General features: G+C 62.8%; 20 protein-coding genes. 4 read left to right on the top strand and 16 right to left on the bottom strand.

Going from position 1 to position 24,386, the window contains the following annotated elements; translation table 11 throughout:
• Positions 1–62: 62 nt before the first annotated feature.
• The 5 genes from AC1DS5_RS02310 to AC1DS5_RS02290 form a co-directional block, all read right to left on the bottom strand.
• A complete protein-coding gene (locus tag AC1DS5_RS02310) occupies positions 63–2,462 on the bottom strand; it encodes a response regulator (protein ID WP_477716627.1) in 2,400 nt (799 codons plus the stop codon).
• Positions 2,459–3,754 carry a sensor histidine kinase gene (locus AC1DS5_RS02305; protein ID WP_477716626.1) on the bottom strand — a complete coding sequence of 432 codons (1,296 nt, stop codon included), beginning with the start codon at positions 3,752–3,754 and terminating at the stop codon, positions 2,459–2,461. Before AC1DS5_RS02305 ends, AC1DS5_RS02310 begins: the two co-directional genes overlap by 4 nt.
• Positions 3,751–6,765, bottom strand: a complete 3,015-nt coding sequence (locus AC1DS5_RS02300) for an ATP-binding protein (RefSeq protein ID WP_477716625.1) — start codon at positions 6,763–6,765, stop codon at positions 3,751–3,753. The genes AC1DS5_RS02305 and AC1DS5_RS02300 overlap by 4 nt, the downstream gene beginning before the upstream one ends.
• 98 nt (positions 6,766–6,863) lie before the next feature.
• Positions 6,864–8,657 (bottom strand): DAHL domain-containing protein, encoded by a 1,794-nt coding sequence (locus AC1DS5_RS02295; protein ID WP_477716624.1) that lies wholly within the window; start codon positions 8,655–8,657, stop codon positions 6,864–6,866.
• A gap of 2 nt (positions 8,658–8,659) precedes the next feature.
• Positions 8,660–9,949 carry a cytochrome-c peroxidase gene (locus AC1DS5_RS02290; RefSeq protein ID WP_477716623.1) on the bottom strand — a complete coding sequence of 430 codons (1,290 nt, stop codon included), beginning with the start codon at positions 9,947–9,949 and terminating at the stop codon, positions 8,660–8,662.
• Between the two features lie 232 nt (positions 9,950–10,181).
• Between AC1DS5_RS02290 and AC1DS5_RS02285 the strand changes: the two genes are divergently transcribed.
• Both AC1DS5_RS02285 and AC1DS5_RS02280 read left to right on the top strand, forming a co-directional pair.
• Positions 10,182–11,150, top strand: a complete 969-nt coding sequence (locus AC1DS5_RS02285; protein ID WP_477716622.1) for a Bug family tripartite tricarboxylate transporter substrate binding protein — start codon at positions 10,182–10,184, stop codon at positions 11,148–11,150.
• Positions 11,151–11,178: 28 nt separating this feature from the next.
• The gene (locus tag AC1DS5_RS02280) at positions 11,179–12,294 is read left to right on the top strand and encodes a DSD1 family PLP-dependent enzyme (RefSeq protein WP_477716621.1); all 1,116 of its coding nucleotides are present in this window, start codon (positions 11,179–11,181) and stop codon (positions 12,292–12,294) included.
• A gap of 27 nt (positions 12,295–12,321) precedes the next feature.
• Here AC1DS5_RS02280 and AC1DS5_RS02275 read toward each other — a convergent pair whose 3' ends face one another.
• Genes AC1DS5_RS02275 through AC1DS5_RS02265 form a run of 3 tightly spaced genes read right to left on the bottom strand, consistent with a single transcriptional unit; the run spans position 12,322 to position 15,337 of the window.
• Positions 12,322–12,699, bottom strand: coding sequence for a RidA family protein (locus AC1DS5_RS02275; RefSeq protein WP_477716620.1), 378 nt, complete (start codon positions 12,697–12,699; stop codon positions 12,322–12,324).
• 35 nt (positions 12,700–12,734) lie between these two features.
• Complete coding sequence (locus AC1DS5_RS02270) at positions 12,735–13,877, bottom strand: DSD1 family PLP-dependent enzyme (protein WP_477716619.1); 1,143 nt, start codon at positions 13,875–13,877, stop codon at positions 12,735–12,737.
• Between the two features lie 5 nt (positions 13,878–13,882).
• Positions 13,883–15,337, bottom strand: a complete 1,455-nt coding sequence (locus AC1DS5_RS02265) for an N-acyl-D-amino-acid deacylase family protein (protein WP_477716618.1) — start codon at positions 15,335–15,337, stop codon at positions 13,883–13,885.
• Positions 15,338–15,483: 146 nt separating this feature from the next.
• Here AC1DS5_RS02265 and AC1DS5_RS02260 point away from each other — a divergent pair, with 146 nt between their 5' ends.
• The gene (locus AC1DS5_RS02260) at positions 15,484–16,407 is read left to right on the top strand and encodes a LysR family transcriptional regulator (protein ID WP_477716617.1); all 924 of its coding nucleotides are present in this window, start codon (positions 15,484–15,486) and stop codon (positions 16,405–16,407) included.
• Between the two features lie 70 nt (positions 16,408–16,477).
• Here the strand turns inward: AC1DS5_RS02260 and AC1DS5_RS02255 are convergent, their stop codons facing one another.
• The 7 genes from AC1DS5_RS02255 to AC1DS5_RS02225 all read right to left on the bottom strand — a co-directional run bounded on the left by AC1DS5_RS02255 (position 16,478) and on the right by AC1DS5_RS02225 (position 23,026).
• Complete coding sequence (locus AC1DS5_RS02255; RefSeq protein WP_477716616.1) at positions 16,478–17,032, bottom strand: VOC family protein; 555 nt, start codon at positions 17,030–17,032, stop codon at positions 16,478–16,480.
• A 77-nt stretch (positions 17,033–17,109) separates the two neighbouring features.
• The gene (gene fahA, locus AC1DS5_RS02250; RefSeq protein WP_477716615.1) at positions 17,110–18,429 is read right to left on the bottom strand and encodes a fumarylacetoacetase; all 1,320 of its coding nucleotides are present in this window, start codon (positions 18,427–18,429) and stop codon (positions 17,110–17,112) included.
• Positions 18,429–19,208, bottom strand: coding sequence for an SDR family NAD(P)-dependent oxidoreductase (locus AC1DS5_RS02245; RefSeq protein WP_477716614.1), 780 nt, complete (start codon positions 19,206–19,208; stop codon positions 18,429–18,431). Before AC1DS5_RS02245 ends, fahA begins: the two co-directional genes overlap by 1 nt.
• A 60-nt stretch (positions 19,209–19,268) precedes the next feature.
• A complete protein-coding gene (locus tag AC1DS5_RS02240; RefSeq protein WP_477716613.1) occupies positions 19,269–20,240 on the bottom strand; it encodes a Bug family tripartite tricarboxylate transporter substrate binding protein in 972 nt (323 codons plus the stop codon).
• A 36-nt stretch (positions 20,241–20,276) separates the two neighbouring features.
• Positions 20,277–21,323, bottom strand: coding sequence for an Ldh family oxidoreductase (locus tag AC1DS5_RS02235; protein ID WP_477716612.1), 1,047 nt, complete (start codon positions 21,321–21,323; stop codon positions 20,277–20,279).
• Positions 21,320–22,237 carry an alpha/beta hydrolase gene (locus AC1DS5_RS02230; protein WP_477716611.1) on the bottom strand — a complete coding sequence of 306 codons (918 nt, stop codon included), beginning with the start codon at positions 22,235–22,237 and terminating at the stop codon, positions 21,320–21,322. The genes AC1DS5_RS02235 and AC1DS5_RS02230 overlap by 4 nt, the downstream gene beginning before the upstream one ends.
• 6 nt (positions 22,238–22,243) lie before the next feature.
• Positions 22,244–23,026 carry an alpha/beta fold hydrolase gene (locus AC1DS5_RS02225; RefSeq protein WP_477716610.1) on the bottom strand — a complete coding sequence of 261 codons (783 nt, stop codon included), beginning with the start codon at positions 23,024–23,026 and terminating at the stop codon, positions 22,244–22,246.
• 181 nt (positions 23,027–23,207) lie between these two features.
• Between AC1DS5_RS02225 and AC1DS5_RS02220 the strand changes: the two genes are divergently transcribed.
• Positions 23,208–24,062 carry a helix-turn-helix domain-containing protein gene (locus AC1DS5_RS02220; RefSeq protein WP_477716609.1) on the top strand — a complete coding sequence of 285 codons (855 nt, stop codon included), beginning with the start codon at positions 23,208–23,210 and terminating at the stop codon, positions 24,060–24,062.
• On the opposite strand, the gene AC1DS5_RS02215 is transcribed toward AC1DS5_RS02220, so the two are convergent.
• Positions 24,053–24,382: an NIPSNAP family protein gene (locus AC1DS5_RS02215; RefSeq protein WP_477716608.1), complete on the bottom strand. Its 330-nt coding sequence runs from the start codon at positions 24,380–24,382 to the stop codon at positions 24,053–24,055. The two genes, AC1DS5_RS02220 and AC1DS5_RS02215, sit on opposite strands and share 10 nt — an antisense overlap.
• Positions 24,383–24,386: the final 4 nt, after the last annotated feature.

Raw genomic sequence — 24,386 nt, 5'->3', positions numbered from 1 at the left:
ATCCCGGACTTGATCCGGGATCCATGGATTGCGGGTCAGGCCCGCAATGACAAGTCAAAGTTCTAGGTACTCAGGGGTGGATGGGTTGTGCCCCACAGGCTGTCGTCGAGCACCCGCTGCAAGGTCTGGATCAGCTCCGCGTTGGAGGTGTTCGCTTTCACCAGCACCGCTTCTGCGCGCTGGCTTTCCGTCATGTTCAGATCGCTGGCAGAGAACACGACGACCGGTGGTGCGGGGTCCAGCGCTTCGATGGTGTCTAACAGCTCCCAGCCCGAACCGTCCTGGAGCGTCAGGTCAAGCAGTACCAGATCGTAATGATGGCTGGCCAGCTGGTCCCTCGCTTCCTGCAGGGTACAGGCGAATTCAAAGGTTGCGAAGTCCTGGGCAATGGCCGCGGCAATGCGCTGAATGTCCAGGTCGTCCTCGACGTGCAGAATGCGCGGCTTGCCTTCAGCCATGTTGTCAATGGCGCGGCGCAAACTCAGGATCAGCAGGTTTTCGTCGATAGGCTTTTCCAGCCAGGTCGACACTGCCAGCGGCTGGGTGTTGAATTCGAGTTCGCCTTCTTCGGCGTTGGCCGACACCACCACAATGGGCAGGTTCCGCGTGCGGCTTTCGCGGCGCAGCGCACGGATCACGCAGATCCCGTCCAGGTCGGGCAGGTTCAGATCGACCGTCATGGCGGCGTAAGGCCAGCGCGTCACCTGTTCCAGCGCTTGCGCGGCGTTGTGCACGATGTCCGAATCAAAGCCGCCCTTTTCAAGCATCAGGTTGATCAGCCGGGCAATGTCGGGGTCGTCTTCGCAAATCAGGACACGGGGCCGCGGCGCGGCACTGTCCCGGTCTTCAACCGGCAGCGGCACCGCTTCGGGCAGCTCAAAGTGAAAAACGGTCCCTATCCCGGTCTTGGTGGTAAATCCCATGCTGCCGCCCATCTGCTCCACGATGGCGCGCGAGATACTCAGGCCCAGGCCCGTGCCACCCTTTTGCCGGGTGTCCGAGGTGTCGGCTTGCGAGAATTTCTGGAAGATGCGTTTGCGAAACTCTTCGGGGATGCCGGGGCCGCTGTCGGCCACTTCAACCCGGACCCGCCCGCCGCTGCACAGCAGCCTGATATGTACGCAGGACGCCGGCGGTGAAAATTTCACGGCATTGGACAGCAGGTTGGTGACGACCTGGGTGAGCCGGTCGCTGTCGACGTTGACCCTCACCGCGGCTGTCGGGGCATCGAGGGCCAGTTTGACGTTGTGCTGGCCTGCAAAGCCTTCATTGGCCGCCAGGGCCTGCGCCAGCAGGGGCTGCAGCTCCACCTGCTGCAGCTCAAAGCGCATCTTGCCCGACTCGATTTTTTCGCTGTCAAGAATGTCGTTGATGAGCCTGATCAGGCGCTCGCAGTTATTGGCGGCAATACCGACCAGGTTCTTGGCCATGACCGGCAGCTCTCCGGCAACACCACCGGCCATCAGGCCCAGCGAGCCGCGGATGGAGGTCAGCGGCGTGCGCAGCTCATGGCTGACGGTGGAGACAAATTCACTCTTCATGCGGTCGATGCGCCTGAGTTCGGTCACATCGGTGCCCAGCGAGAAAAAGCCCACCACCTTGCCTTCATCCTCGCCTTCGCCATAGCGCGGAAAGTACTGCATGACGTAGTCGCGCAGCTGGCCATCTGCGGTTTTCTGCGCGCGGTCATACTGCACCGCGTAACCCGACAGGACTTCTTCAATCTTGCTGCGTTCTTTTTCGTAAAGCGCATCACCCATCATCTCGCGCATGGTCTTGCCGTGGATCTGATCGCGCTTCAGGCCAAAGCCTTCTTCGTAGGCCAGGTTGTGAAACTGAAAGCGCTGTTCAGCGTCGACATAGGCAATCAGGGCCGGCACGGTGTCCGTGATCTGGCGCAACTGCGATTCGCTGGCGCGCATCGCCCTGGCGCGCTCCTCTATGGCGTCCTCCAGGCCGCTCATCTGCAACGTCGCCTGGCGCGCCAGTTCCCATTTGGTGGTCAGCGTCCTGGCCAGCTGGCTGACCTCGATCATGTCGAACGGCTTCTTGATGATGAGCAGGCGATCCTGCGCATCCAGGCGCGCCAGCACTTCCTCCCAGGGGTAGTCGGAGTAGGCCGTGCAGATCACGATCTGCATCTGCGGGTCAATGCGCCAGAGCCGCTCGATCGTCTCCACGCCATCCAGGCCCGGAGGCATGCGCATGTCCACAAAGGCCATGGCATAAGGACGGCCGGCCTGAATGGAGGCTTCGACCCTGGCCACCCCTTCGAGCCCCTGGTAGGCCGAGTCCAGCTCGAAGCCCTCACCGGACGGCGATGCGGGCGGGCCAAACAGGGCTGCTTCGACTTCGTCCAGATCGCGCCCCCCCGGCCTGACCGCGAGGATCTTGCGGAAGTCCTCATGGATGGAGGGCATGTCGTCGACCAGCAAAATGTGCCGGTTCTGCTGCGTGGTCATGGCGCGCTCCTGCTTTCTTGTGGTTCGATGCGGCTTTCACGGAGCGGGCCTTGCCGGGCGGCTGAAGGGAGCGTGAAGTAAAACGTGGCGCCTTCGTCAGGTCTGGAATCGGCCCAGACCCGGCCGCCGTGCCGGCCGACAATCCGGCTCACGGTGACCAGCCCCGCACCGGTTCCGGGAAACTCATGGACGGCATGGAGTCGCTGGAAGGTGCCGAACAGCTTGCCGGCGTAAGCCATGTCGAAACCGCAACCATTGTCTCGCACGAAGAACACCGCCTCGTCGTCAGCGCCGTCCAGCCGGCCGACCTCGATCTCGGTATGGCTCCGCAGGGACGAGAACTTCCATGCGTTGTGCAGCAGGTGCTGCATCGCGGTCCGGATCAAGCGTTGGTCGCCGTGGACCCACAAGCCATCTTGAACGGTGATGGACGCCTCGCGCGGCGGAGCAACGCTGCGGCATTCGTCCAGGAGCTCGCGCGCGATGGCGCTCAGATCGACGGGCTCCATGTGCAGCTCGACACGCGATGCCTGCGCCAGGGACAACAGGGCTTCGATCAGTTGCGACCCCACCACGGCACTGGCCTGAATTCTGGACAGGTAGTGCAGCACCGTCTCGCTGGCATGGCCGTCCAGTTCCTTGGCCAGCAGATTGCTGAACGCATTCATGATGCTCAGCGGCGTGCGCAGATCATGCGAAACGGCGTACGCAAACGCCTCGAGCTCCTTGTTGGATTGGCGCAGGGCCGCTTCGGTTGCCGTGAGCTCCCGCACGGCGCCTTCCAGGCTGTTCATCTGCAACGCCGCCTGGCGCGCCAGTTCCCATTTGGCGGTCAGCGTCCTGGCCAGCTGGCTGACCTCGATCATGTCGAACGGCTTCTTGACGATGAGCAGGCGATCCTGCACGTCCAGCCGCGCCAGCACTTCCTCCCACGGATAGTCGGAGTAGGCCGTGCAGATCACGACCTGCACCTGCGGGTCGATGCGCCAGAGCCGCTCAATCGTCTCCACACCATCCCAGCCCGGGGGCATGCGCATGTCCACAAAGGCCATGGCATAAGGACGGCCGGCTTGAACGGAGGCTTCGACCTTGGCCACGCCTTCCTGCCCCTGGTAGGCCGAGTCCAGTTCGAAGCCGTCATCGGACGGCGATGCGGCCTGGCCAAACAGGGCCGCTTCGACATCGTCCAGATCGCGCGCCCCCGGCTTGGCCACGAGGATCTTGCGGAAGTCCTCATGGATCGAGGGCATGTCATCGACCAGCAAGATGTGCCGGTTTTGCAGCGGGTTCATGGCTGGTCCTGCGCGGCGTTGATCGGAAGTTCGAGTGTGAAGGTCGCGCCCCGGCCGATCCCGTCGCTGTGGGTCGTGAGGGTGCCACCCATCTCCGCGGCCGCCAGTGCGCAGCTGTGCAACCCGAAGCCGTGGCCGTCCTTTTTGGTGGTGAAGCCGTGGGAAAAGATTCGCGCCAGGTTTTCGGGCGGTATGCCCACACCGTTGTCACTGACCGCGATTCGAACGTGATCATTGTCACGGGCCGTATGGATGCCCAATTTTTTCTCCTGGCGGCCTGAAACTTCACAGGATTGTTTGGCGTTGCGAACCAGGTTGACCAGGATTTGCAGTACCTTGTGTTTTTCCACCCTGACAGGCGGTACGGCCTTGAAATCCCTGATGACTTCAATGTCGCGCTGCGCCACCCCGCTCAGGTTCATCCGCAGGGCGTCTTCCACCAACTCGGGCACGTTGACGGTTTCCGTCGCGCCGGGCGTTCTGGCCAGGCCCTGCTGCCTCGACACAACCTCCTTGATGTGTTCGAGGTTCTTTTGCAGTTGCGCCAGTTCCTCGAGCGCGCCGGCTTGCTCTTCGGCCAGTTGCCCGGCCAGTTGCGCCAGGTAAACCGGCACCTGCCTGCCTTTGGGGCTGTTGGTGAAGAAGTCGCCCAAATCGTTCTCATGCTCCCGCAGCAGCGCGACCACTTTGGACAAATTGGCGGCCTTCGATTTTCTGAGGCTGTCAGCCACGCAAAAAGACGCGACATTGGCGCTGTTGAGCACATTGCCGATGTCGTGCAGGATTCCGGTGGCGAATTCCGCCATGTCGGCCTTGAGGGATGCTGCCAACAGTTGAGTGTGGGCCTGCTCCAGCTCAAGCGCCGCCTGCCTGCGTGCGGTGATGTCCTGAAGCGCCCCTTGCACCCGCGTGATCGTGCCGGCGGCATGGCGTTCGGCCTCGCCGATGGCGCGAACCCAGACATGCCGTCCTTTGGCGGTGATGAGTTCCGCTTCGAGATCGAAGGGCGTGCCCTCCCGGACGCAGGCCTCATAGGCTTTCTGGATGGACTCACGCGACTGCGGGGCGTAGAAACTCAAGGCCAGCTCAAGTCCAGGCGCGGTGCCGGGTGCCACGTCGTGGATGGCGCATATCTCATCCGACCAGGTGATGCGGGCTTCCGGCAGGTCAACGGTCCAGCCGCCCAGCCGGGCGGTGTGGCCGGCAATACGGAGCAGGGCTTCGCTCTGGCGAAGGCTTTCCTCCGCGGCCCTGCGCTCTATCGTCGCCCAGCAACGTTCGACGACTTCCTGAACGATGGCGACTTCGCCCGGGGTCCAGTCGCGCGGTGTCGTCTGGTGTACGGCCATCATGGCGCGAAGAATGCCATCCTTGACCAGCGGGCAGGTGATGATCGCCTGGATGCCGATGGCATTGAACATCTCTGCCCCATCGCCCGGCAAAAGCTCCGCCTCCACATTGCGAATGATCAGTGTCTGCCCGCTTTGGAGCTTGGCCACGGGCCGCGCACCAAAGAGCGAAAGCTGGTAATTGCCCACGGTGCTCATGCAGCCGTCGGTGTAGTCGTGCAGGATGGCGAACTGTTCGCCGTCCTTTTCCACGTCTGCGTAGGCGCAGCGGGAGGCGCCCAGGTGCTCGCCCAGCATGCGCGCCGTCACTGCCATGATCTGCTCCGGATCGGCCAGCGCGCGCGTTGCTTTGGCCAGATCGTTCAGAAAGCGAAAATGCTCTTCGCTCTCGCGCAGGGCTCGCTCCGTCCGCTTGCGCTCGGTGATGTCAAGCACGACGCCCTGGCTGCCAATGATGGCCTGGTCAGGCCCAAACACCGCCGATTTGACAACCTGCCAGTGCTGCGGCTGGCCGTCCGGGCCAGTGTAGGTTTCCTCCAGTGCGACCGGCTGCCCGTTTCGCATGATCTGCTCGTGGTGGATCGTCCCCTGGCCGGCCAGTTCAGGGAGCCACATGCTGGTCGCGTTCTGTGATTCGCGCGCGCAAATCTCCGGCGCGGTCCAGCCCAGAATCTGATCCGCCGGCATGTGTTTGAGCTCGCAAAACCGGGGGTTGACGAAAACGTGTCGCCCGGCGGCGTCCTTGCGAAAAATCCCGACCGGCAGCTGCACGACCAGCGAGTGATAGAGCGCCTGCGACACCAGCAACGCTTCTTCGGCGTGGTCGCGCTCGGCGACCCGTGCCGCGAGATCGTCGTGGGACTGCTGCAAAGTGGCATTCTTTTGTTGAATTTGGGCGAGCATTTCGTTGAACCCGTCCGTGAGCAGGCCCAGCTCATCGCGGCTGCTTCGTTGCGCGCGGAGCGAATAGTCTTTCTCGGCCGAAACTCTGGCTACCGTCTGCGTCAGGTCATGAATGGACCTGGTGATGCGCCTGGCAAGCAGATGGCTCGCCAGCATGAGTCCCAGGAACACGCTGAGGGCCGCCCCTACCGCGTAACGCTGTTCATCGAGAAGGACGGCAGCAAGGGAGGTTTTGTATTGGTCAAAGTCGTTGGCGATCGATGCCACGAGCCCGTCGATCAAGTCGGTCGGCACGTGATCCATCCCGCGAACCAGGCGATCCACCGCCTGAAAATTCAGTCTTCCGCTTTGCTCGAAGACCCCCAGGGCGTTTCGATAGCGACGGCCAAGTTCTTCATGCACTTTCAAAAATTCGTCCTCCCTGGCGCGGAGGGCGGGTTGGGTGAGCATGCCTGTCAAGGCTTTCCCGTTTTCCTGAACCAGGCGTTCCTGCACCAAAAACAATCGACGGTGGCGCTCGAAATCCTCCGGGCGATGGCCTCTTAACAGGATGTTGTTCCATTCCTGCACCTGTTTTTTGAAATTCACCTGCTGGACTCTCGCCAACTCCATCCAGCGCATGTACGAGGCAAGAACCTCACGGTCGCGATTGACATTCACCTGCATCCACGACAGAAGAACCAGTGTGGAAATCAGCGCAAACACAAGACAAAAACCAGTCAGCGCGGCGACTTTGGCTCTGATGCCAAATCCGTTCATGGACGCGTCAAGCCACGAGAATCGGCCTTTCTCTGCGAGCCCGGTTTTCCGGGCCGCAGGGGCGGGGCTGATGAGGGACTCCGGCGGGTGCTGCGCTTTCATGACTCGGCCTGCGCGGCGTTGATCGGGAGTTCCAGCGTGAAGGTCGCGCCCTTGCCGGGGCCGTCGCTGTGGGCCGTGAGGGCGCCGCCCATCTGCCGGGCCGCCAGCGCGCAGCTGTGCAGCCCGAAGCCGTGGCCTGCCTTGCGGGTGGTGAATCCGTGCGCGAAGATCCGCGTCAGGTTCTCCTCCGTGATGCCCTCGCCCTCATCCTTGACGGATACCCGCAAACTGGAGCCGGCGGCGACGTCCACACGCAGCGTGATCCGGTGCGATCCGCCCGTCATGCCCGCCATGGCGTTCTTGGCGTTGCTGATCAGGTTCACCAGGATCTGCAGCACGCGCGCCCGGTCGAGCCGCACCACCGGTACCTCTGCAAACTCCTTGACCACGGTCACCTGATGGCGCGCGAGTGCTCCGCCGTTCATGCGCAAGGCATCCTCCGCCAGATCGCATATCTGGACCGGCACGATGACGCTGGACACCCCTGCGTAGGATTGCTGGGTGGCCACCACGTCCTTGATGTGATCGATGCTTCGGGTGAGGTGCCCTAGTTCCTTGAGCATGTCTTGCTGCTCCTGCGCCAGGGCTCGCGCAATCCCGCTCAGGTAGTCGGGCAGCATCTTGCCCTTGTCGTCAAGGGTCAAAAAATCGCCCAGGTCCGCCGCGTGCTCGTTCATCAATTGCACGGCCCGCGTCAAACCATGGGTCCTGGAGGTGCGCAGCGTGCTGCCGACCAGGTCGGCGGAGACGTTGACGCTGTTCAGGATGTTGCCCACGTTGTGCAGCACGTTGGTGGCCATCTCCGCCATGCCGGCCTGGCGCGCCGTGGCGACCAGTTCACTTTGCGTCTGGTGCAGTTCCTGAACCCGTAGCTCCAGATTTTCATTGACGTCCTGGAGCTCCTCGTTGACGCGGTTGATCACGGCGTGACTGCGCACCAGGCGAATCGCCGCATACACGAGAAGCGCCACCAGCACCGCCGAGAAAATCAGCAGGTACGCACGATGCTGGTCGAGCTGCACTTCAGCTTGTTGGTGTTCAACGGTCATCGCGTTGTTGATCTCATCGATCATTGCTGCCGTTGGCACGGCAATAATACGGCCGAGAAGCTGATTGACAGTCTTTTGCTCGCGCAGGATGGTGCGGACATGCACGCCGAAAATATCCAGCCTCTCCCGGATATCCGGTGGAAGGTTATGCAAACCGGCATCAAGCTGGCTCAACTCGGCCTGGATTTCAGAACCCTTGTCATCCGATGCGCTCTGGCTGTACAGCAGGCTGGCGAGCAGCAGCTTGTTCACGCTGATCAAGGCGCGTCTGGCGGCTGACTGTGCGCTTGCACTGGTTTGCCCTACCGACTGTTCGACGTCCGCTGCCGCAGTCGGCAGGAAGACCAGCGAGTTACGCAGCACCGAGTTGTTCGATTTGAACTGTTCGATCAGGACGGCTTTTTCCTGGATGACGCGGAACAGCGCCGCACGGTTCTTCTCCAGCGTAGCAGCTTCGGCGTGTTGCTGGGTCTCCATGTCCGCCTTGAGTTTTTCCAGCAGCCGGTTTAATTCAACCAGGGAGCCAGCCAGGGGATCGTAGTGCGTGTTGATGCCGACTTTGGACTTCAGAACGTCCAATTCCCATTCGGCATCCAGTTGCTTGAGATGCCTTAGCAGGACGACATTCTCAAAGTAATCGGGTCCACCAAAGCTTTGCGTTTTCTCATAGAGGAAAACCAGAACAAACATCAGGATGGCGGTCACAGCCGCCATCGGTAACCAGGTCAATGGTTTGGACACTCTCACGGCTTTGCGTCCAGTTCGCCGGTCAGTGTGCCCAGAAACCTGACGATGGAATCCTTGTCCTCCCTGGAGGCGACGCGGCCGAGCTGGTACCTGAACATGATGTCAACGGCATCTTCCAGCGTCTTCGCCGAGGCATCGTGGAAATAGGGCGCGGTCAGCGCGACGTTGCGCAGGCTGGGCACCTTGAAGACGTACCTGTCACTTTCCACCTTGGTGACGAGATAACGGCCAAGATCGGCCTGCGTCGGATTGCCGCGCTTCTCGAAGTAGTTGCCCATGACGCCAAACTTCTGAAACATGTTGCCGCCCACATTCACGCCCTGATGGCAGGCGACGCATCCATACTGCTTGAATTTTGCGTATCCGGTTTTCTCGGCGGCGGAAATGGCATTGGCGTCACCACGCAGAAATTTGTCAAAGCGCGAATTTGGCGTGATCAGGGTTCGCTCGAAAGTCGCGATGGCATTCTGGATATTCGCCTTGGTGACCCCGTCCTTGTAGGCAGCCGCAAATGCGCGCTTGTACCCGGCGTCCTGCGACACTTTCTGGACGACGTCTTCCCATTTCGAACCCATCTCAACCGGGCTCTGCATGACGTGATCTATCTGTGCTTCCAGCGAGTCGGCACGGCCATTCCAGAACTGCTTGAAATTGAGCGCGGCATTGAGCACGGTCGGGGCGTTGACGTCGGTCAGTCCGCGATTCAGTCCAATCGAATGCGCGCGCCCATCGACGCCGCCCTTACCCAGATCGTGGCAGCTGGCGCAAGACACACTGCCATTGCCGGACAGGCGCGTATCGCGAAACAGCAGGCGTCCGATGTCGGCGCGAGCCGGGTCCTGTTTCAGGGTCGGCGGAATCGGTTGGATCGGCTCATCGAGCAAGGCCGCAGCGGCGGGGTGGGATGCCCAGACGACCATGACGACCATGACGATCACGAGCTTCAACATGCTCGATGTCGTGGTTTGCATGGATGTACGGACCGCAGACATGGTCGTCGTTCTTTTTTTTTCCATCCCTATTGCCTTGCCAGTTTTGCTGGCGTCGTCTTCAATACGGATCAAACACACTTCACGGCTTATCAGCCGTGTACTTGATAAGCAGTTTTCTGCCTGGCTGTATTTGCGAGCAATTTGCGAACATTGTGCAAGAAAACGTTTCCTTGTGCCTGCCTTCCTTGGGTAAAAAGCCGATTTGAAACCGATTTGGACAAAATCCTGGCCCAAACAACCCTGTTTCAGCACTCGCATGCCGCTGATGTGGGGTGGGGAAAGGCTGGCCGACATGATCGCTCGCGGTCCGTGTCCACGCACCGAACTGAATCGAATTGAATCGAACTGAATGCATGCACGCCCCCCAAGCGGGCGCATTGCTAAGCCCTGCTTAACTCTAGCTGTAGCCTGGGTAAGCGACATTCGGAAGACGCGGTCCTAGAATGAATTCGCCTGAAAAGCCTGTGCCCATGCGGCTTTCCAGCCTGCTGCATCAGCCCTGCTTTCACCTCCTGGAGTCCGAACAATGCGTCGCCAATCCCTGTTAGCCAGCATCTTCTTCGCCGTGCTCGCGGCCTTCGCCCTGCCCGGCCAGGCCGCCTACCCGGACAAGCCTATCCGCCTGATCGTGCCGTCGGCGCCGGGGGGCGCTCCCGACGTGCTGATGCGGGCGCTGGCCCAGCAGCTGTCGGTCCAGATGGGCGTGCCGTTCGTGATCGACAACAAGCCGGGCGCCTCCTATGTGATCGGCACGATGGACCTGGTGCGCTCGCCGGCGGATGGTTACACGCTGGCCTACGGCAACGTGGTGTCCCTGGCCACCAACCGCTCGCTGCTGCCGAACATTCCCTATGACATTGACAAGGACCTGACCCTGATCTCCAACGCGGTGCGCGTGGTCAACCTGATGGTGGTGAACAACAGCGTGCCGGCCAGCACCGTGCCGGAACTGATCGCCTACGCGAAGAAAAACCCGGGCAAGCTGGCCTTTGCCTCGGACGGCAACGGCACCACGGCCCACCTTGGCGTGGAGCTGTTCAAGTCGATGACCAACACCTACATGCTGCATGTGCCGTACAAGGCCGCGACGTCGGCCGTCACCGACCTGATCGGCGGCGGCGTGCAGCTGATGATGATCAACTCGCCGGTGGCCGGACCGCACGCCCAGGCCGGCCGTGTGCGGGCGCTGGGCATTTCGGACAACCGGCGTTCCAGCACCTACCCGCAGATCCCGACCATCGCGGAAGCCGTGCCGGGCTTCGAGGTGGTGGCCTGGGGCGGCCTGATCGGGCCGGCCAACATGCCCAAAGACATCGTCACCCGCCTCAACACCGAGATCCGCACGGCGCTGGCCAACCCGGCCGTCAAGGAGCGCTTCAGGGTACTGGGCTCGGAGACCGACCCCAGCACGCCCGAGGAGTTCCGCGAGCTGTCCCGGCGTGAAACCGAGAAGTGGGCCCGCGTGATCAAGTTCTCCGGCGCGAAGGTGGATTGATGCCTGCTGCCCGCCCGGAAAGAAACCCATGACGCCATGGAAGGCTGCACGGCCCGGCGATTCGCTGGACGCGGTGGACACGCCCGCGCTGGTACTGGACCTGGATGCGTTCGAACGCAACCTGCACCGCATGGCAGATGCGCTCAAGGGCAGCAAGGTGCGCCTGCGTCCGCACGCCAAGAGCCACAAGTGTCCCGAGATTGCGCTGCGCCAGATCGCGCTGGGTGCCGTCGGCGTCTGCTGCCAGAAAGTCAGCGAGGCGGCGGTGTTTGTCGCGGCCGGTGTGCGCGACGTGCTGATCACCAACGAGTTGGTCGGCCCGGCCAAGATCGGCCGCCTGATGGAGCTGGCGCGCGCCGCGCACCTGGGCGTGCTGGTCGATCACCCGTCGCAGGTAGCGCCGCTGGCGGTGGCCGCGCGAGCGCACGACGTCATGCTGGATGTGTATGTGGAAGTGGATGTAGGCGCGCACCGCTGCGGCGCGGCGCCTGGGGCCGAGGCCGCGCAGCTGGCCAGGCTGGTGGCCGCGTCGCCGCCCTTGCGCTTTGCCGGCCTGCAGTGTTACCACGGCCCTGCGCAGCATCTGCGCACGCCGCGCGAACGTGCCCAGGCCATTGGGGAGGCCGTCCAGCGGGTTCGCCAGACGCTGGCGGCGATTGAGGCCTGCGGCATTGCCGTGAAGTGTGTCACCGGCGCAGGCACCGGCACCTTCCTGCACGAGCGGGATTCGGGCGTCTACAACGAACTGCAGGCCGGCTCCTATGTGTTCATGGACCGCGACTATGGTGACAACCAGCGTGGCGAAGGCGATGTCGCGTTTGAACATGCGCTGTTCATCAAGACCTCCGTGATGAGCCGGCCCACCGCCGAGCGCGCCGTGGTCGACAGCGGCCTCAAGGCGTCCAGCGTCGATTCGGGCCTGCCCGTGGTCTGGAAAAGGCCCGAGCTGCATTACGCCAAGGCCGCCGACGAGCACGGTGTCATCCTCACGCCGGATACCGCCGCCCTGTCCCTGGGCGACACGCTGTGGCTGGTGCCCGGCCATTGCGACCCGACCGTCAACCTCTACGACGAACTGGTGTGTGTGCGCGGCCAGCGCGTCGAGGCGCTGTGGCCGGTCGCCGCGCGCGGTGCGCTGCTCTGAAATGAGTCCGTCAGGCGCGAGCTGGGCTCAGCCCCGGCCGGGCCGCTCGGCCACCATCTGGATCTCGACCAGGAAACCGTGGTGCAGCGCCGGCACCGGCACCACGGCCCGCGCCGGGCGGTGGCTGCCCATGCGCTCGGCATACAGCTGGTTGAAGGCCGGCCAGTGCTCCACGCCCACCAGGTACACCGTGGCCTGCACCACATCATCGAAACCGCAGCCCGCCGCAGCCAGCACGGCGCTGCAGTGGTCCAGCGCCGACTGCACCTGGGCTTCGAAGGGCGCGGGCGGCTGGTTGTTGCCGGACGGCAGCATGCCCGAGACAAACACCAGGCCGCCGGCTTCCACCGCATGTGAATAGTGGCCACCGGGCGCCGGCACCTGCGCAGAGGAAATGAGTTTCATCGCAGTCTCCTTTTTTCCTTTTCACTTGCCGTCGCCTACCAGCCGTAAAAGCGTTGCCAGGTGCCGGCGAGCCGCTGCGCCCCGTCCAGAGCCTGGTAACAGGGAAACTGTGCCGCCGTGGCGCAGGCATGGTTGGGCAGGATGCGGAGCTGGCTGCCAATCGGCAGGAAGGGTGCCGGGCCCGCCGTGCTGCCCGGCCGGCGGGCGATGATGCCGTGCTCCTGGTTGGCATCGACCATGATCAGGTCTTCCAGCGGAGCGCCGTCCACGCCGCAGACCACGCCGTAGCCCTGGTCAAGGCTTTGCCGGGACGTGCCCCGGTCACGCGACATGGCCATCCAGCCTGCGTCGGTCACCGTCCAGCCCTTGTCCTTCTGGTGGCCGATCACCGTGGTCAGCACCGACAGGGCAATCTCGTCGGTGCGGCAGACGCCGAGGCCGGCCATCACGAGGTCAAAAAAGACAAACACGCCGGCGCGCACTTCAGTCACGCCGTCGAGGTTTTCGGCAAACAGCGCGGTCGGCGTGGAGCCCACGCTGACCACCGGGCAGGCATGGCCGGCCGCGCGCAGGCGCCTCGCCGCCTGCACGGCGCCGGCGCGTTCCTGCTCGGCCATGGCCACGATGGCCTCGGTGCTGCGGCAGATGTAGGAGTCGCCGGCGTGGGTCATCACGCCGCCCACGGCCAGTCCCTGTGACTGCAGCGCGTCGGCAATGGCCAGCAGCGCGGGCGAGTCGGGCTGAACGCCGGAGCGGTGTCCGTCGCAGTCGATCTCGATCAGCACGTCCAGACGCTCGTCTCCCTGAATCCCTTCCGGGTTGAGCTGCAGCGCCATTTCCACGCTGTCCACGATCACCGTCAGCCGGATGCCCTGCCGGCGCAGGCGCAGTGCATGCGCCAGCTTGTTGGGCGACAGGCACACCGCATACAGGATGTCGGTGATGCCGCGCTCGCTGAAATATTCGGCCTCGCGCAGGGTGGAAACGGTGATGCCGCGCGCACCGGCGTCAAGCAGGCGCTGCGTCACGTCCATGCACTTGTTGGTCTTGACATGCGGACGGAAGTGCACGCCGTGGCGCGTCATGCGCCCGCGCATGCGCTCGATGTTGCGGTCCATGCGCGCTGTGTCCAGCAGCAGCGCGGGGGTTTCGAGGTTCTCAAAGGGGCTGGTGTTCATGTGTATCACGTGGTTTCGCGTTTGAGCACCCGGCCCGGCCGGGCGCCGCTGGGCTGGCCGTTGCGCCAGACGATCTGGCCGTTCACCAGCACAGTGTCGATCCCGATGGCCGGGGCAATGGGTTTTTTGAAGGTCGCGCCTTCGTTCACCGTGTCCGGGTTGAGCAGCGTGAGGTCGGCAAATGCGCCCTCCTGGACCAGGCCGCGCCCCGCCAGGCCAAAGTTCTTGGCGGTCAGGCCCGTCATCTTGTGGATGGCCGTTTCCAGTGTGAACAGGCCCAGCGTGCGGCCGTAATGGCCCAGCACGCGCGGAAAGCTGCCCCACAGGCGCGGATGCGGCGCCTCGTCGTGCGGCAGGCCGTCCGAGCCGATCATGGTCTGGTCGAACTGCAGGATGCGCTGCACATCGCGGTCGTCCATCATGTAGTAGATCGCGCCGGCCGGGGTCAGGCGGTCCACCACTTCCTCCAGTGTGCCGCCCTGCTGTGCCACGATGTCGGCCAGGTCCATGCCGGCGCATTCCGGCATGGGCTCCGACCAGGTCACGGTCACGCGCGTGGCATTGACCGCGCGGTGCGCCGACAAAATGGTGGACGAGGCCGGGTAGGGGTAGCAGTCCAGGCAGATTGGCTGAAGCGCCATGTTGTCGGCAATGAACTTCAGCGTCTCGGTCGACCGGCCATAGTTCTTCACGCCGACCACCTTGTGGTGCGAGATCACCACCGGCACATCCACCTCGCGGCCAATGCGGAAGGTCTCGGTGAGCGACTTGATGACGTCGTCGCCCTCGTTGCGCATGTGGGTGCAGTACACGCCGCCATGCGCGCGCAGCGGCTCACAGATGGCAATCACCTCTTCGGTCGGGGCGGCAATCGACGGCTCGTAAAACAAGCCGGTCGACACGCCAATGGCGCCGGCCTGCATGGCTTCCTCGACCAGCGCGCGCATCGCGTCGATCTCGTCGGCGCTGGCCGGTTGAGTCAGGTCGTCCATGGTGGCCACGCGCAGCGTGGTGTGGCCCACCAGCATGGCGCAGTTGGTGGCGGCCGGCTGGGCACGCAAGGCGTCCAGGTAGCTGGCGAAATCGGGGAAGCGGAACCACGCGCCGGTTGCGTCCAGCAGGTTCAGCGGCGGTGTCACCGGGTCGGGAATGGGCCGCGGCATGGGCGCCAGCGACACGCCGCAGTTGCCGCCGACCACCGTCGTGATGCCCTGGCTGACCTTGGGCGCCATGTCGCCGCCGGAGAGCATGAGCCGGTCGTCGTGGGTGTGGGCGTCGATGAAGCCGGGGGCCAGCACCATGCCGGTGGCATCGATTTCGGTGCTGGCGCTGGCGCCGCGCAGGTCGCCAATGCGCGCAATGCGGTCGCCGTGAATGCCCACATCGCCACTGAAACGGGCGGCGCCGGTTCCGTCAACAATGGCGGCGTTGCGGATCAGGATGTCGTAATGCTCGCTCATGTCTTGCCTCGGCGCGGGGTTGCGGAGACTTCAGTTTAGTAGCACTATTGCGTAGAATTACTGAACAGTGCTAACACTTGCCCTAAGAAGTTTTAACGAATGCTTCAGCGGTGCGTCAACGGATGCATTAACGAACGCTTTAACGAATGTCGAGCGACACCACCGACCTGCGATTTTTTGTCACGCTGACTGAAAGCGGCGCGCTGGCCGAAGCGGCAAGGCGCATGGACGTCACCGCGTCGGCTGTTTCGCAGCGCTTGCGGCAGCTCGAAAACCGCCTCGGCGTGCAGCTGGTCCAGCGCAGCACCCGGCGCTTCAGCCTGACCGATGAGGGCGAGCTGTTCTACACCAAGGCCCTCACCCTGCTGGCCGAGCTGGATGCGCTGATTGACAGCCTGCGCGCGCGTTCCGGCGATGTGGCCGGCACCTTGCACGTGCGCGGCCCTCTGGGCTTTGGCAGGCAGCATCTGGCCGGGGCGCTTGCCGACTTTCATGCGCAACACCCGAAACTGGTGGTCGCGCTGACGCTCAGTGATGTGCCCCCCGCCGCCGAGGCCGACCGGTTCGACCTGATCGTGCACATCGGCGATCTGGCCAACTCCAGCATGGTCGCCTACCCGATTGCGCCCAACACCCGCATCCTCTGCGCCTCGCCCGACTATCTGGCCCGCCATGCGCCGCTGCAGCGGCCGGAAGAATTGACCGGCCACCAGTGCCTCGTGCTGCGGGAAAACGAAGAGGATGTTTCGCTCTGGCGCTTCCGCAAGGGCCGCACCGACGCGGCGGTACGCATCGCGCCGGCGATGAGCAGCAACGACGGCGATGTCACGCGGCAGTGGGCGCTGACAGGCAAGGGCATCATCATGCGTTCGGAATGGGACGTGGCCGAACACCTCGCATCGGGCCGCCTGGTGCGCCTGCTCGACGGCTGGCGCCTGCCCGACGCCGACATCGTCGCCCTGATTCCGCAGCGCCACGGCGTGTCTGCGCGCGTGAAGTTGTTTCTGGCCTTCCTGCAGGCACGCTTTCAGCCCGTGCCGCCCTGGCGCAAGGCGGCGCGCGTGGGGTGAACCCTTCAGGGCACGGCCGTAGCCATGGCGGGCGGTAGCGCGACCAGGTTGAAAAGTTGACCTCGAACCGTCACGGCCCAATCTGACGTGCATAACCTGTCATCGAACCAAAGGCCTTATCTCGCTGCGACCAGTCGTGCGTCTGGCTCCAGATTTGCAGCACCTTCGGTGCCTCGACTTCAAAGCTCGCCGCCCGCGCCGGATCGCAGGTACGGACAGTCAATTCGAGCCTGTGCCCGGACGGATCAAAGAAATAGATCGACAGCATGATGTCGTCATGGTTGGTGGGCCCGACAACGGTCAGTCCATGGGCTTCGAGCCTGGACTTGGCGTCATTGAGGGCCTGCACGTTTTCAACCTCGAAGGCAAAGTGCTGAATCCAGTCTGGCGAAGCAAGGTCCTTCATGTTCCCGGGATCCTGCGGGCATTCAAAAAAGGCAATATTGCTGCCGTCTTCCATTTCAAAAAAAATGTGCACGTGGGGACTGTATTTGCCAGTGGATGGCACATGGTCCTCACCCATGGCGTGCGCAAACTTGAGGCCGAGAACCTCGGTATAGAAAGCGGTTGTCTCGGCTGCATCCCTGCAGCGGAAAGCCGCGTGGTGAAGTTTTTTGCATAGCATAGTGATCTCCTTTGAAGTGTGTGACGGGATCCGTTGTTTCGATTGGTCGTGGTCGTGGTCTTGGACTCTTCGGAGGCTTAATGCTGTTCGGGTGTGCACGCCAGCAATGTGGCCCGGCACTCGCCGAAACCGATACGTGCGTACCCTGGCCGCTCGCAGCAGCCGGTGAGCACGATCTCGTCGCCATCGCCAAGGAAGGTCCGCTGCTCGCCCGTGTCCAGTGCAAAGGGTTTTGCGCCGCCTGACGTGATCTCCAGCAGGCTGCCCAGCGCGTCGTCCGTTGCGCCTGAAATCGTTCCGGAGCCAAGCAGGTCGCCGGTATCCAGTGCGCTGCCATTGCTGGTGTGGTGCGCTACCATTTGGGCGAATGTCCAGTACAGCGTTGACGCGTTGGAGCGGGACAGCCGCCTGGCAGGCAAACCCCGAGCCGCCATCTGCGCGGTGCGCAGGTGGGCATCGATCTGGATATCCAACGCGCCTTCGCGCTGGTCCTGCGCGTCGTACAGGTACGGCAGTGGCTGCGGGTCATCCGCGGCGCGCACCAGCGTCGGCGTGCGAAACGGTACCAAGGCCTCGGCCGTGATCACCCAGGGCGACACGGTGGTCGCGAAACTCTTGGCCAGGAATGGGCCGAGCGGCTGGTATTCCCAGGCCTGGATGTCACGGGCTGACCAGTCGTTGAGCAGCGAAAAACCAAAGATGTGGCACGGTGCGCGTTTCACGTTGACCGGCTTTCCCACCTCCGACGCTTCACCGATGTACATCCCGAGCTCCACCTCATAGTCCAACCGCTGTGCCGGTGCGAAGACTGGCACGGCTTGGTCGGGAATTTTGATTTGGCCGCGCGGCCTGTGTACAGGAATTCCGCTGGCTCGGACGCTGTTCGCGCGGCCGTTGTAGGCGATCGGCACATACTTGTAGTTTGGCAAGAGTGGCATGTCCGGCCGGAACAAGCGGCCCGCATTGGTTGCGTGGTGCACAGAGGCGAAGAAGTCCGTGAAGCCGCCAATCCGCACCGGTAAAACCAGGTCTACGGCTGCAATGGGCAGCAGCGCTCTGGTCAGCAAGTCGCGATGCATGGTGTGGCCTGTGCTCAAGAGCTCCGACAACCTGGCGCGCAACGCGGAGGCGGGATCAAGGCCAAGCGCCATCAAGGCGTTGAGCGAGGATGCCTGGCAGGCTACCGCAGCCTGCGACGCAGCACCCTCGAACAAGTCTGCACAACGGCCAATGTCCAGGATGCTGTCGCCAATGCCCACACCGCAACGCGCGGGCTCGTCTTCTTCTTTGCGGAATACGCAAAATGGCAGGTTCTGGACAGGGAAGTCAACGCCTTCGATGTTGGCTGAAGCCACCCAACTGCGCAAGGCGGGATCATGGGTACGGTTCAGGCTCATCACAGCCTATGCCCTCCGTCCACAATGATGCGCGTACCGGTTGCTGTCTTGAGGTGTGTCGCGCAGGCGAGCACGGCTAGTGCCACATCTTCGGGCGTCACAATGCGCCCGAGTGGCGTCTGGGCTGCTTTTTTCTCCAGTTCCGCGTGGCTTCTGCCTTCGACAAAGCCTGTATCCACGGCCGCTGGGGACACGCAGAGAAAGCGCACGGCAGGTCCAAACGCGCGTGCCAGTGAGACTGTCATGGTGTCCAGCGCCGCCTTGGCTGCGCAATAGGCAATGTTGCTGCCCGATCCGGTGAAGGCCGATATCGATGACACGTTGACCACCAGCCCATTTCCTGACCCACGCAACAGTGGCAGCAGTGCACGGATAATGGAAAACGGCCCTCCGGCATTGGCAATGAGAATCTCGTTGAACAGCACGTCATCGAGGGTATCCAGGTCCGCATGCGCAATCCGCCGGGTGAACCCTGCGGAGTTGACCAGGATATCTACCTTGCCTACTGTGGATCGCAGGACGCTCGCGACTTCAGCGTGCGCAGTACTGTCACCAAGGGGAATGTGCAGCAAGCTGTGCACCTGTTCAGGGCCTTGCGTTGGCAATTGCGCACGCAGTGCCTCAGCCCGGTCTCGACCCAGGTGGTAGCCGATCACGACGCTGGCACCCTCAGCGGCCAACGCTTGAACACAGGCTGCGCCAATGCCGCTGCTTCCTCCTGTGACGACGGCAACCTTACCGTCCAGCCTTTGAGGTACTTTAAATTCTGAAATGCTCATGGCTTCGCTTCCTGCATCTGCTTTTTTTTTTGTGAATTGGCATCGGATGGAGGTAATGCATTAATTTGCATAGTTGCCTGTTGCCGCAGCAACTCTGCGCCAACGTGCAATTTCGGTCTGGATGCGGTCACCAATGACCTGCGGCGATGCCACCGAAAAGTCGGGGTCAATTCCTTGCGTGAGCAGCTTTTCGCGGGTGGATTTGGAGGAAAGTACCTGCCCGGTTTCGTGCGCAATGCGCGACACCAGCGCAGCGGGCGTGCCAACTGGAGCGAACAGGCCATACCACATGCCCGCGTCATAACCCCCGATGGTTTCAGCCACGGTGGCAACGCCGGGCAGTTCGGTGATGCGTTTTCTACTCGCCAATCCGAGCGCCCTGATTTTTCCTTCCTTGATCAGGGGAATAAGTTGCGGTGATGGACCCGCGCCGAGTTCTATCCGCCCTCCCATCAGGTCTTGCAACACCTCGCCCAGACCCTTGTAGGTGATCATCGTCACGTCCACGCCGGTCTGCACTTTCAGCAAGTCCATGGTGAGGCTTGTCGTGCTGCCGAAATTTATCTTGCCGGGGTTGGCTTTGCCGTACGCCAGCATTTCGCCCACGGTTTTGAACGGTGCCTGGTTGGACGCGACAAGAAGCACGGCCGAGTCGCCAATGGCGCTGACCGGGACGAAATCGCGCTCGAAGCTGTACGGCAGCTTGCGGTAGAAGGCGGCGTTGGCGCTATGCACGCCACTGAGGATGCCCAGCGTGTATCCATCAGGCGAAGCCTTTGCCAGCGCCTCCGCACCGATGTTGCCCGCTGCGCCTGAACGGTTTTCCACGATGACCGGTTGCTTCAAGCGTGTAGACAGGCCATCCGCCAGTGTGCGAGCGAGAATGTCCTGCGCCCCGCCAGCGGGGAAGGGCACAATGATTCGCAGGGGCTTGATCGGAAACGTCTGGGCCGAGGCGCATGCACAAACGGCGATCGCCAGCGAAACACATGCGGCCTTTAGCGGACGGGAGAGCAAGACTATGGAATGCATGATGGTGACCTGAAAAAATGAAGAAGACGCGAATGCCTACCAAGGCACCTCAACGCCGAGGCCGCGTGCGGCAAGTGCCAGTTCATCTCGCACGGCCAATGGCAGCGCAATGCCGCCAGCCTGCCGGCTCCGGGATTCACTGGTGCCGCGTTCGCCTGGCAGCAATACCTCGGACGCGCCATCGGCCACTGGCAGCTTCTTGATCTGCGCAACCAGCTCATCCATGTTGCCGAAGAAGTGGCCGCCGACGTCGATGCGCGCCACATCGAGTGCGAGCACGAATGCATTCTGAAAATGAGGCTGCGAACCCGGGGGCGCCGAGAGCGCGGGCGCGAGAATCGGGTTTCCTGAAAGCACGCTGGCCAGCACTTCGACCATCAGCGCGAGCCCGGAACCCTTCGGGCCGCCAAGGGGTGCCGGCGTCACGGCCGCATCGGCATCGGTAGTGAGTTGGCCGTAGGCGTCGAGCGCCCAACCCATCGGTATAGGCTGGCCGACCTTGCGTGCCTGCATCAGCTTGCCAAGCGAGACCACACTGGTTGCCATGTCGAAAACGAGCGGTGCAAGGCCGTCTCCCCTCGGGGCAGCCACGGAGATCGGGCTCGTGGAAACCGCTGGCCTTGCAGCGCCGTGGTAGCCCATCATCGGGCCGGACGCCGCGACGGCCAATCCCACCAAACCCTGCGTTGCGATGGCGTGGGTGTAGTAGCCCAGCGCACCGGTGTGCGTTGTGTTGCGAAGGATTGCAACGCCCGCTCCGCAGTCGCGCGCCAGCTCGGTGGATTGCTCGACGGCCTTTGCCATGCCCGCGGCACCGGGGCCCCGGCCCGCGTCGAGCACGGCAAGGGCGGGCAACCGCAGCACCACTTCGACACTTGCGTCGCGTCGCATCTCGCCAGACGCGAGCCAATGTAAGTAGAGGGGCAGCCTGGACACGCCGTGTGAGCCGGTGCCGCGCAAGTCCGCCCAGATGAGCACGTCCGCGACCTGTGTGGCCTGCACAGGATCCAGCCCGGCTGCCCCGAGAAGTGTGGCGGCGAAGTGATGCAGCCTGCGGTGATCCACCTGAGCGGGGGTGGTCATTGCCCACTGCCTTCGCTGGTCAGCACTTGGTGGGTCTCGTTTTGCCCGGCCACGTTCTTCGCAAGCCAGTCGCGCAGGAGATTAAATGTCATGGCGTTCTCATCGTCAAAAATGAAATGGTCGATGCCTGCAAACAGGTGAAGGTCGACGGGCATCTTGGCGTGCCGGAACAGCTCGATCGACTGGGTGGTCGGTGTGACCGAGTCAAACGACGGATGCAACAGCAGCAAGGGTCTGGGAGCGATCTGTGCCACAACATCGTTGGGCCGGAAGCGGAACATGCTTTCGACGACCTCGTACGGAAAATCCAGGAACGCGCCCGGCGGCAGCCCTGCGCGCATGTGCGGCGGGATGGGTACGATGTCGAAACGCGAGACGCGCATGGACTCGCCGGCCCGACTTCGCGCGCGGCCCTCCTCCATCATCGAAGTGAACTTCGCCCATGCCTGGGGCGAGGGATGTTGCTCGCGGAATTTGCTCGCACCATCGCCCCAGCCCGCAGATGAGACGCAGGCAGCAATCCGTTTGTCGGTGGCCGCCGCGTACACGGCGATGGCTGCGCCGAAACTGTGGCCGAGCACAACAATGCGGCTGGCATCGACGTTGGTGTTTGAGAGCAGCCATGTGACGGCGTTGTGCGTGTCACGCACCTGGTCCTCGCACAACACCCTGGCCCGCTCGCCTTCGCTTTCGCCGCAGCCACGCATGTCGAAGCGCAGGGTGGCATAACCGAGCTTGTCGAGCAGGGCGTGTGTGATCGCCAGGACTTGATCCTCCTTGTTGGCGCCAAATCCGTGTAGCAGCACCACGATGGGATGAGCGGTACATGGCACGTCGTTGGCCTGCTCGCCCGGCATACTGAGAATTCCCGACAGCATCAAGCCGTCGGATGGGAAGTGGATGTTTTGCTGCATGGGTACCTATGCATTAGCTGCATTAGTTGCATTAGTGCGTGAGAGAAATTCTTCGATGCTCGTAACCAGGGCGACGGGCGTCTCATCCATCGGGTAATGCCCGGCGTTGCCCATGACCTGAAGCTCGGCGTTGGGATACCAGCGCAGATAGGTTTGCTGCATGACCTCCTCGGTCAGGCCGGGATCGTTTTCGCCGACGATGACCTTGATGGGCTGCTTCGCGCCCGCGATCCGGCTAGAGAAGTCGGTCCTGGCCCACGAGTTCAGGTAGGCCGCGAATGCGTCCTGGTTCGAGCGTTCCCATGAGCGCTGCACCATGCTGTCGAGCCAGTGGCCCGACAGGCGCCCGCCGGTGCTGCCGTCCAGGATGGCCCGTCGTGCCTGCGGGTTGGCCGCCGCGCTGCAGAAGAGACTCCAGGTTTCTTCGTCGAAGGGCACGCCACTGGCCGGCACCGGCGTCACGGCCACCAGGGCGCGCACTCGCGGCGTTGCATCTGCGAGCACGTGCTGTATTGCACTGCCGCCCATGGAGTGGCCGAGCAGCGAGAAGCGGTCCCATTGCAGCTGGTCCGCAACCGCGATGGCGTCCGACGCAATCTCCGCGATCGTGTAGTTGCCCTGCAGGTGCATCGATCCGCCGTAGCCGCGGCAATCCATGAATGCATAGGTGAATTTCCGTTTGTCGATCACCTCGACGAAGGGTCCCCATCCTTCCGCGCAACCAAACCAGCCATGAAGGGCCAGGACCTTGACTGGCCCGTTGCCCACCGTTACGACGCTGTTCGCCATATCTTCCTCGCTTGTTGTCTCACGTATTCCCGCATTGACCTGTGGGTGGCCGCATGCCTAGAATGTCGGCCTCAGTTCGTTGAGCTACGTACTGTAGTCAGAGAAAGCCCAAAATGCACAACGCGCCATGCCGGCGTTCTACCAAATCGTCCGATTCTTTTCTCCCGCGCAGGAGATCGAGATGAAAGACGCACGCCAGTCGTCGGTTATGCAGGGCGAGTTCGGCCGCATCACGTTGAACCTTACCGCGCGCGACCTGGTCGAACACGCGCATTCGGAATACAACTTCATCTTCAAAATTGGCGGTGGCGACACGGGGTTCAAGGTCAATGGCGCGACATTCGAACTGAGCGACGATAACGCCATCTTTGTGAATCCCTGGGAGCCGCATGCCAAGCTCAACAGCCACGGCGCCGCCACGCTGGTGTTGACGGCGCTGCTGAACGGGCCGTGGATGTCGCAGGTACTGGGCGTGCAATCACCGCCGCGCGCAAAGATGTTTCCGTCCCCTTTGGTGCAACTGTCGCCAGAGGTGCGCGAATGCGTCGTGCGCATTGCGATCAGCATGACGTCGGGCCTCGAAATGTCGGATGAGGAACGCACGCCTATTCTGCGGGATCTCGTTCGTGCAGTGGCTGTGGCCTATTGCGACCAGGAGTTTTCGAAGAAGGCCCTGTTGGCCGAGCGGCCCATGGACGCGCGCATCATGCGCGCCACGCGCTTCATGCGTGAGAATGCGGCCAGCAACCCGAGCCTGGAAGACGTGGCCGCGCATGTAGGCCTGTCGCGCTCGCGCTTTTTCGAGCAGTTCAAGAATTGCCTGGGCGCTTCGCCGCAGCAATACCTGGACTGGGAACGCATGACGCTGGCCACCCGCATGCTGTCCGATCCGAATTCACGGGTCACCCAAGTCTCGGATGAGCTGGGGTTTTCGGCGCCGAGCCACTTCGCCCGCTTCTTCGCGCAGCACATCGGTTTTCCGCCGAGCGACTTCAAGCGCGGGATGCTGAGCCAGGCTTCGCCCGATCAGGCCTGAGCCGCGGCCGGCGGGTTCCAGAACGCCGCAGGAAGCAGGATGCGGTTTTCCTGGTGCACGGCAAGCCCCGCGACCTTGGCGAGGTAGCCCTGCCATGTGGGATCGGCCATGAGCCGCGCACGGCGTGCCAGGCGGTCCTCGAAACTGTCGAATCCCCAGAGATGGATCACCTGGTTCAGCGGGCCGATTTCGGTCACCATGCAACCGTGCCAGTGGCCCAGAATGGTTTTTTGTATTTCCAACCCTTCCTTCTCGTAGGTCGCCAGGTATTGGCGCATCTTGCCAGGCTCCAGGGTGTATGTGCGTTGTTCGATCAGCATGTCG

It is taken from the genome of Polaromonas sp. P4_H1 (assembly GCF_056400945.1).
The sequence above is the reverse complement of the archived record's forward strand: the minus strand, read 5'-3'. Positions and strand labels throughout refer to the sequence as shown.

Excerpts from the sequence above, each read along its gene's own strand:
- AC1DS5_RS02310 (WP_477716627.1), bottom strand. The coding sequence starts at position 2,462 with ATGACCACGCAGCAGAACCGGCACATTTTGCTGGTCGACGACATGCCC.
- AC1DS5_RS02305 (WP_477716626.1), bottom strand. The coding sequence starts at position 3,754 with ATGAACCCGCTGCAAAACCGGCACATCTTGCTGGTCGATGACATGCCC.
- AC1DS5_RS02300 (WP_477716625.1), bottom strand. The coding sequence starts at position 6,765 with ATGAACGGATTTGGCATCAGAGCCAAAGTCGCCGCGCTGACTGGTTTT.
- AC1DS5_RS02290 (WP_477716623.1), bottom strand. The coding sequence starts at position 9,949 with ATGTCGGCCAGCCTTTCCCCACCCCACATCAGCGGCATGCGAGTGCTG.
- AC1DS5_RS02285 (WP_477716622.1), top strand. The coding sequence starts at position 10,182 with ATGCGTCGCCAATCCCTGTTAGCCAGCATCTTCTTCGCCGTGCTCGCG.
- AC1DS5_RS02280 (WP_477716621.1), top strand. The coding sequence starts at position 11,179 with ATGACGCCATGGAAGGCTGCACGGCCCGGCGATTCGCTGGACGCGGTG.
- AC1DS5_RS02275 (WP_477716620.1), bottom strand. The coding sequence starts at position 12,699 with ATGAAACTCATTTCCTCTGCGCAGGTGCCGGCGCCCGGTGGCCACTAT.
- AC1DS5_RS02270 (WP_477716619.1), bottom strand. The coding sequence starts at position 13,877 with ATGAACACCAGCCCCTTTGAGAACCTCGAAACCCCCGCGCTGCTGCTG.
- AC1DS5_RS02265 (WP_477716618.1), bottom strand. The coding sequence starts at position 15,337 with ATGAGCGAGCATTACGACATCCTGATCCGCAACGCCGCCATTGTTGAC.
- AC1DS5_RS02260 (WP_477716617.1), top strand. The coding sequence starts at position 15,484 with ATGTCGAGCGACACCACCGACCTGCGATTTTTTGTCACGCTGACTGAA.
- AC1DS5_RS02255 (WP_477716616.1), bottom strand. The coding sequence starts at position 17,032 with ATGCTATGCAAAAAACTTCACCACGCGGCTTTCCGCTGCAGGGATGCA.
- fahA (WP_477716615.1), bottom strand. The coding sequence starts at position 18,429 with ATGAGCCTGAACCGTACCCATGATCCCGCCTTGCGCAGTTGGGTGGCT.
- AC1DS5_RS02245 (WP_477716614.1), bottom strand. The coding sequence starts at position 19,208 with ATGAGCATTTCAGAATTTAAAGTACCTCAAAGGCTGGACGGTAAGGTT.
- AC1DS5_RS02240 (WP_477716613.1), bottom strand. The coding sequence starts at position 20,240 with ATGCATTCCATAGTCTTGCTCTCCCGTCCGCTAAAGGCCGCATGTGTT.
- AC1DS5_RS02235 (WP_477716612.1), bottom strand. The coding sequence starts at position 21,323 with ATGACCACCCCCGCTCAGGTGGATCACCGCAGGCTGCATCACTTCGCC.
- AC1DS5_RS02230 (WP_477716611.1), bottom strand. The coding sequence starts at position 22,237 with ATGCAGCAAAACATCCACTTCCCATCCGACGGCTTGATGCTGTCGGGA.
- AC1DS5_RS02225 (WP_477716610.1), bottom strand. The coding sequence starts at position 23,026 with ATGGCGAACAGCGTCGTAACGGTGGGCAACGGGCCAGTCAAGGTCCTG.
- AC1DS5_RS02220 (WP_477716609.1), top strand. The coding sequence starts at position 23,208 with ATGAAAGACGCACGCCAGTCGTCGGTTATGCAGGGCGAGTTCGGCCGC.
- AC1DS5_RS02215 (WP_477716608.1), bottom strand. The coding sequence starts at position 24,382 with ATGCTGATCGAACAACGCACATACACCCTGGAGCCTGGCAAGATGCGC.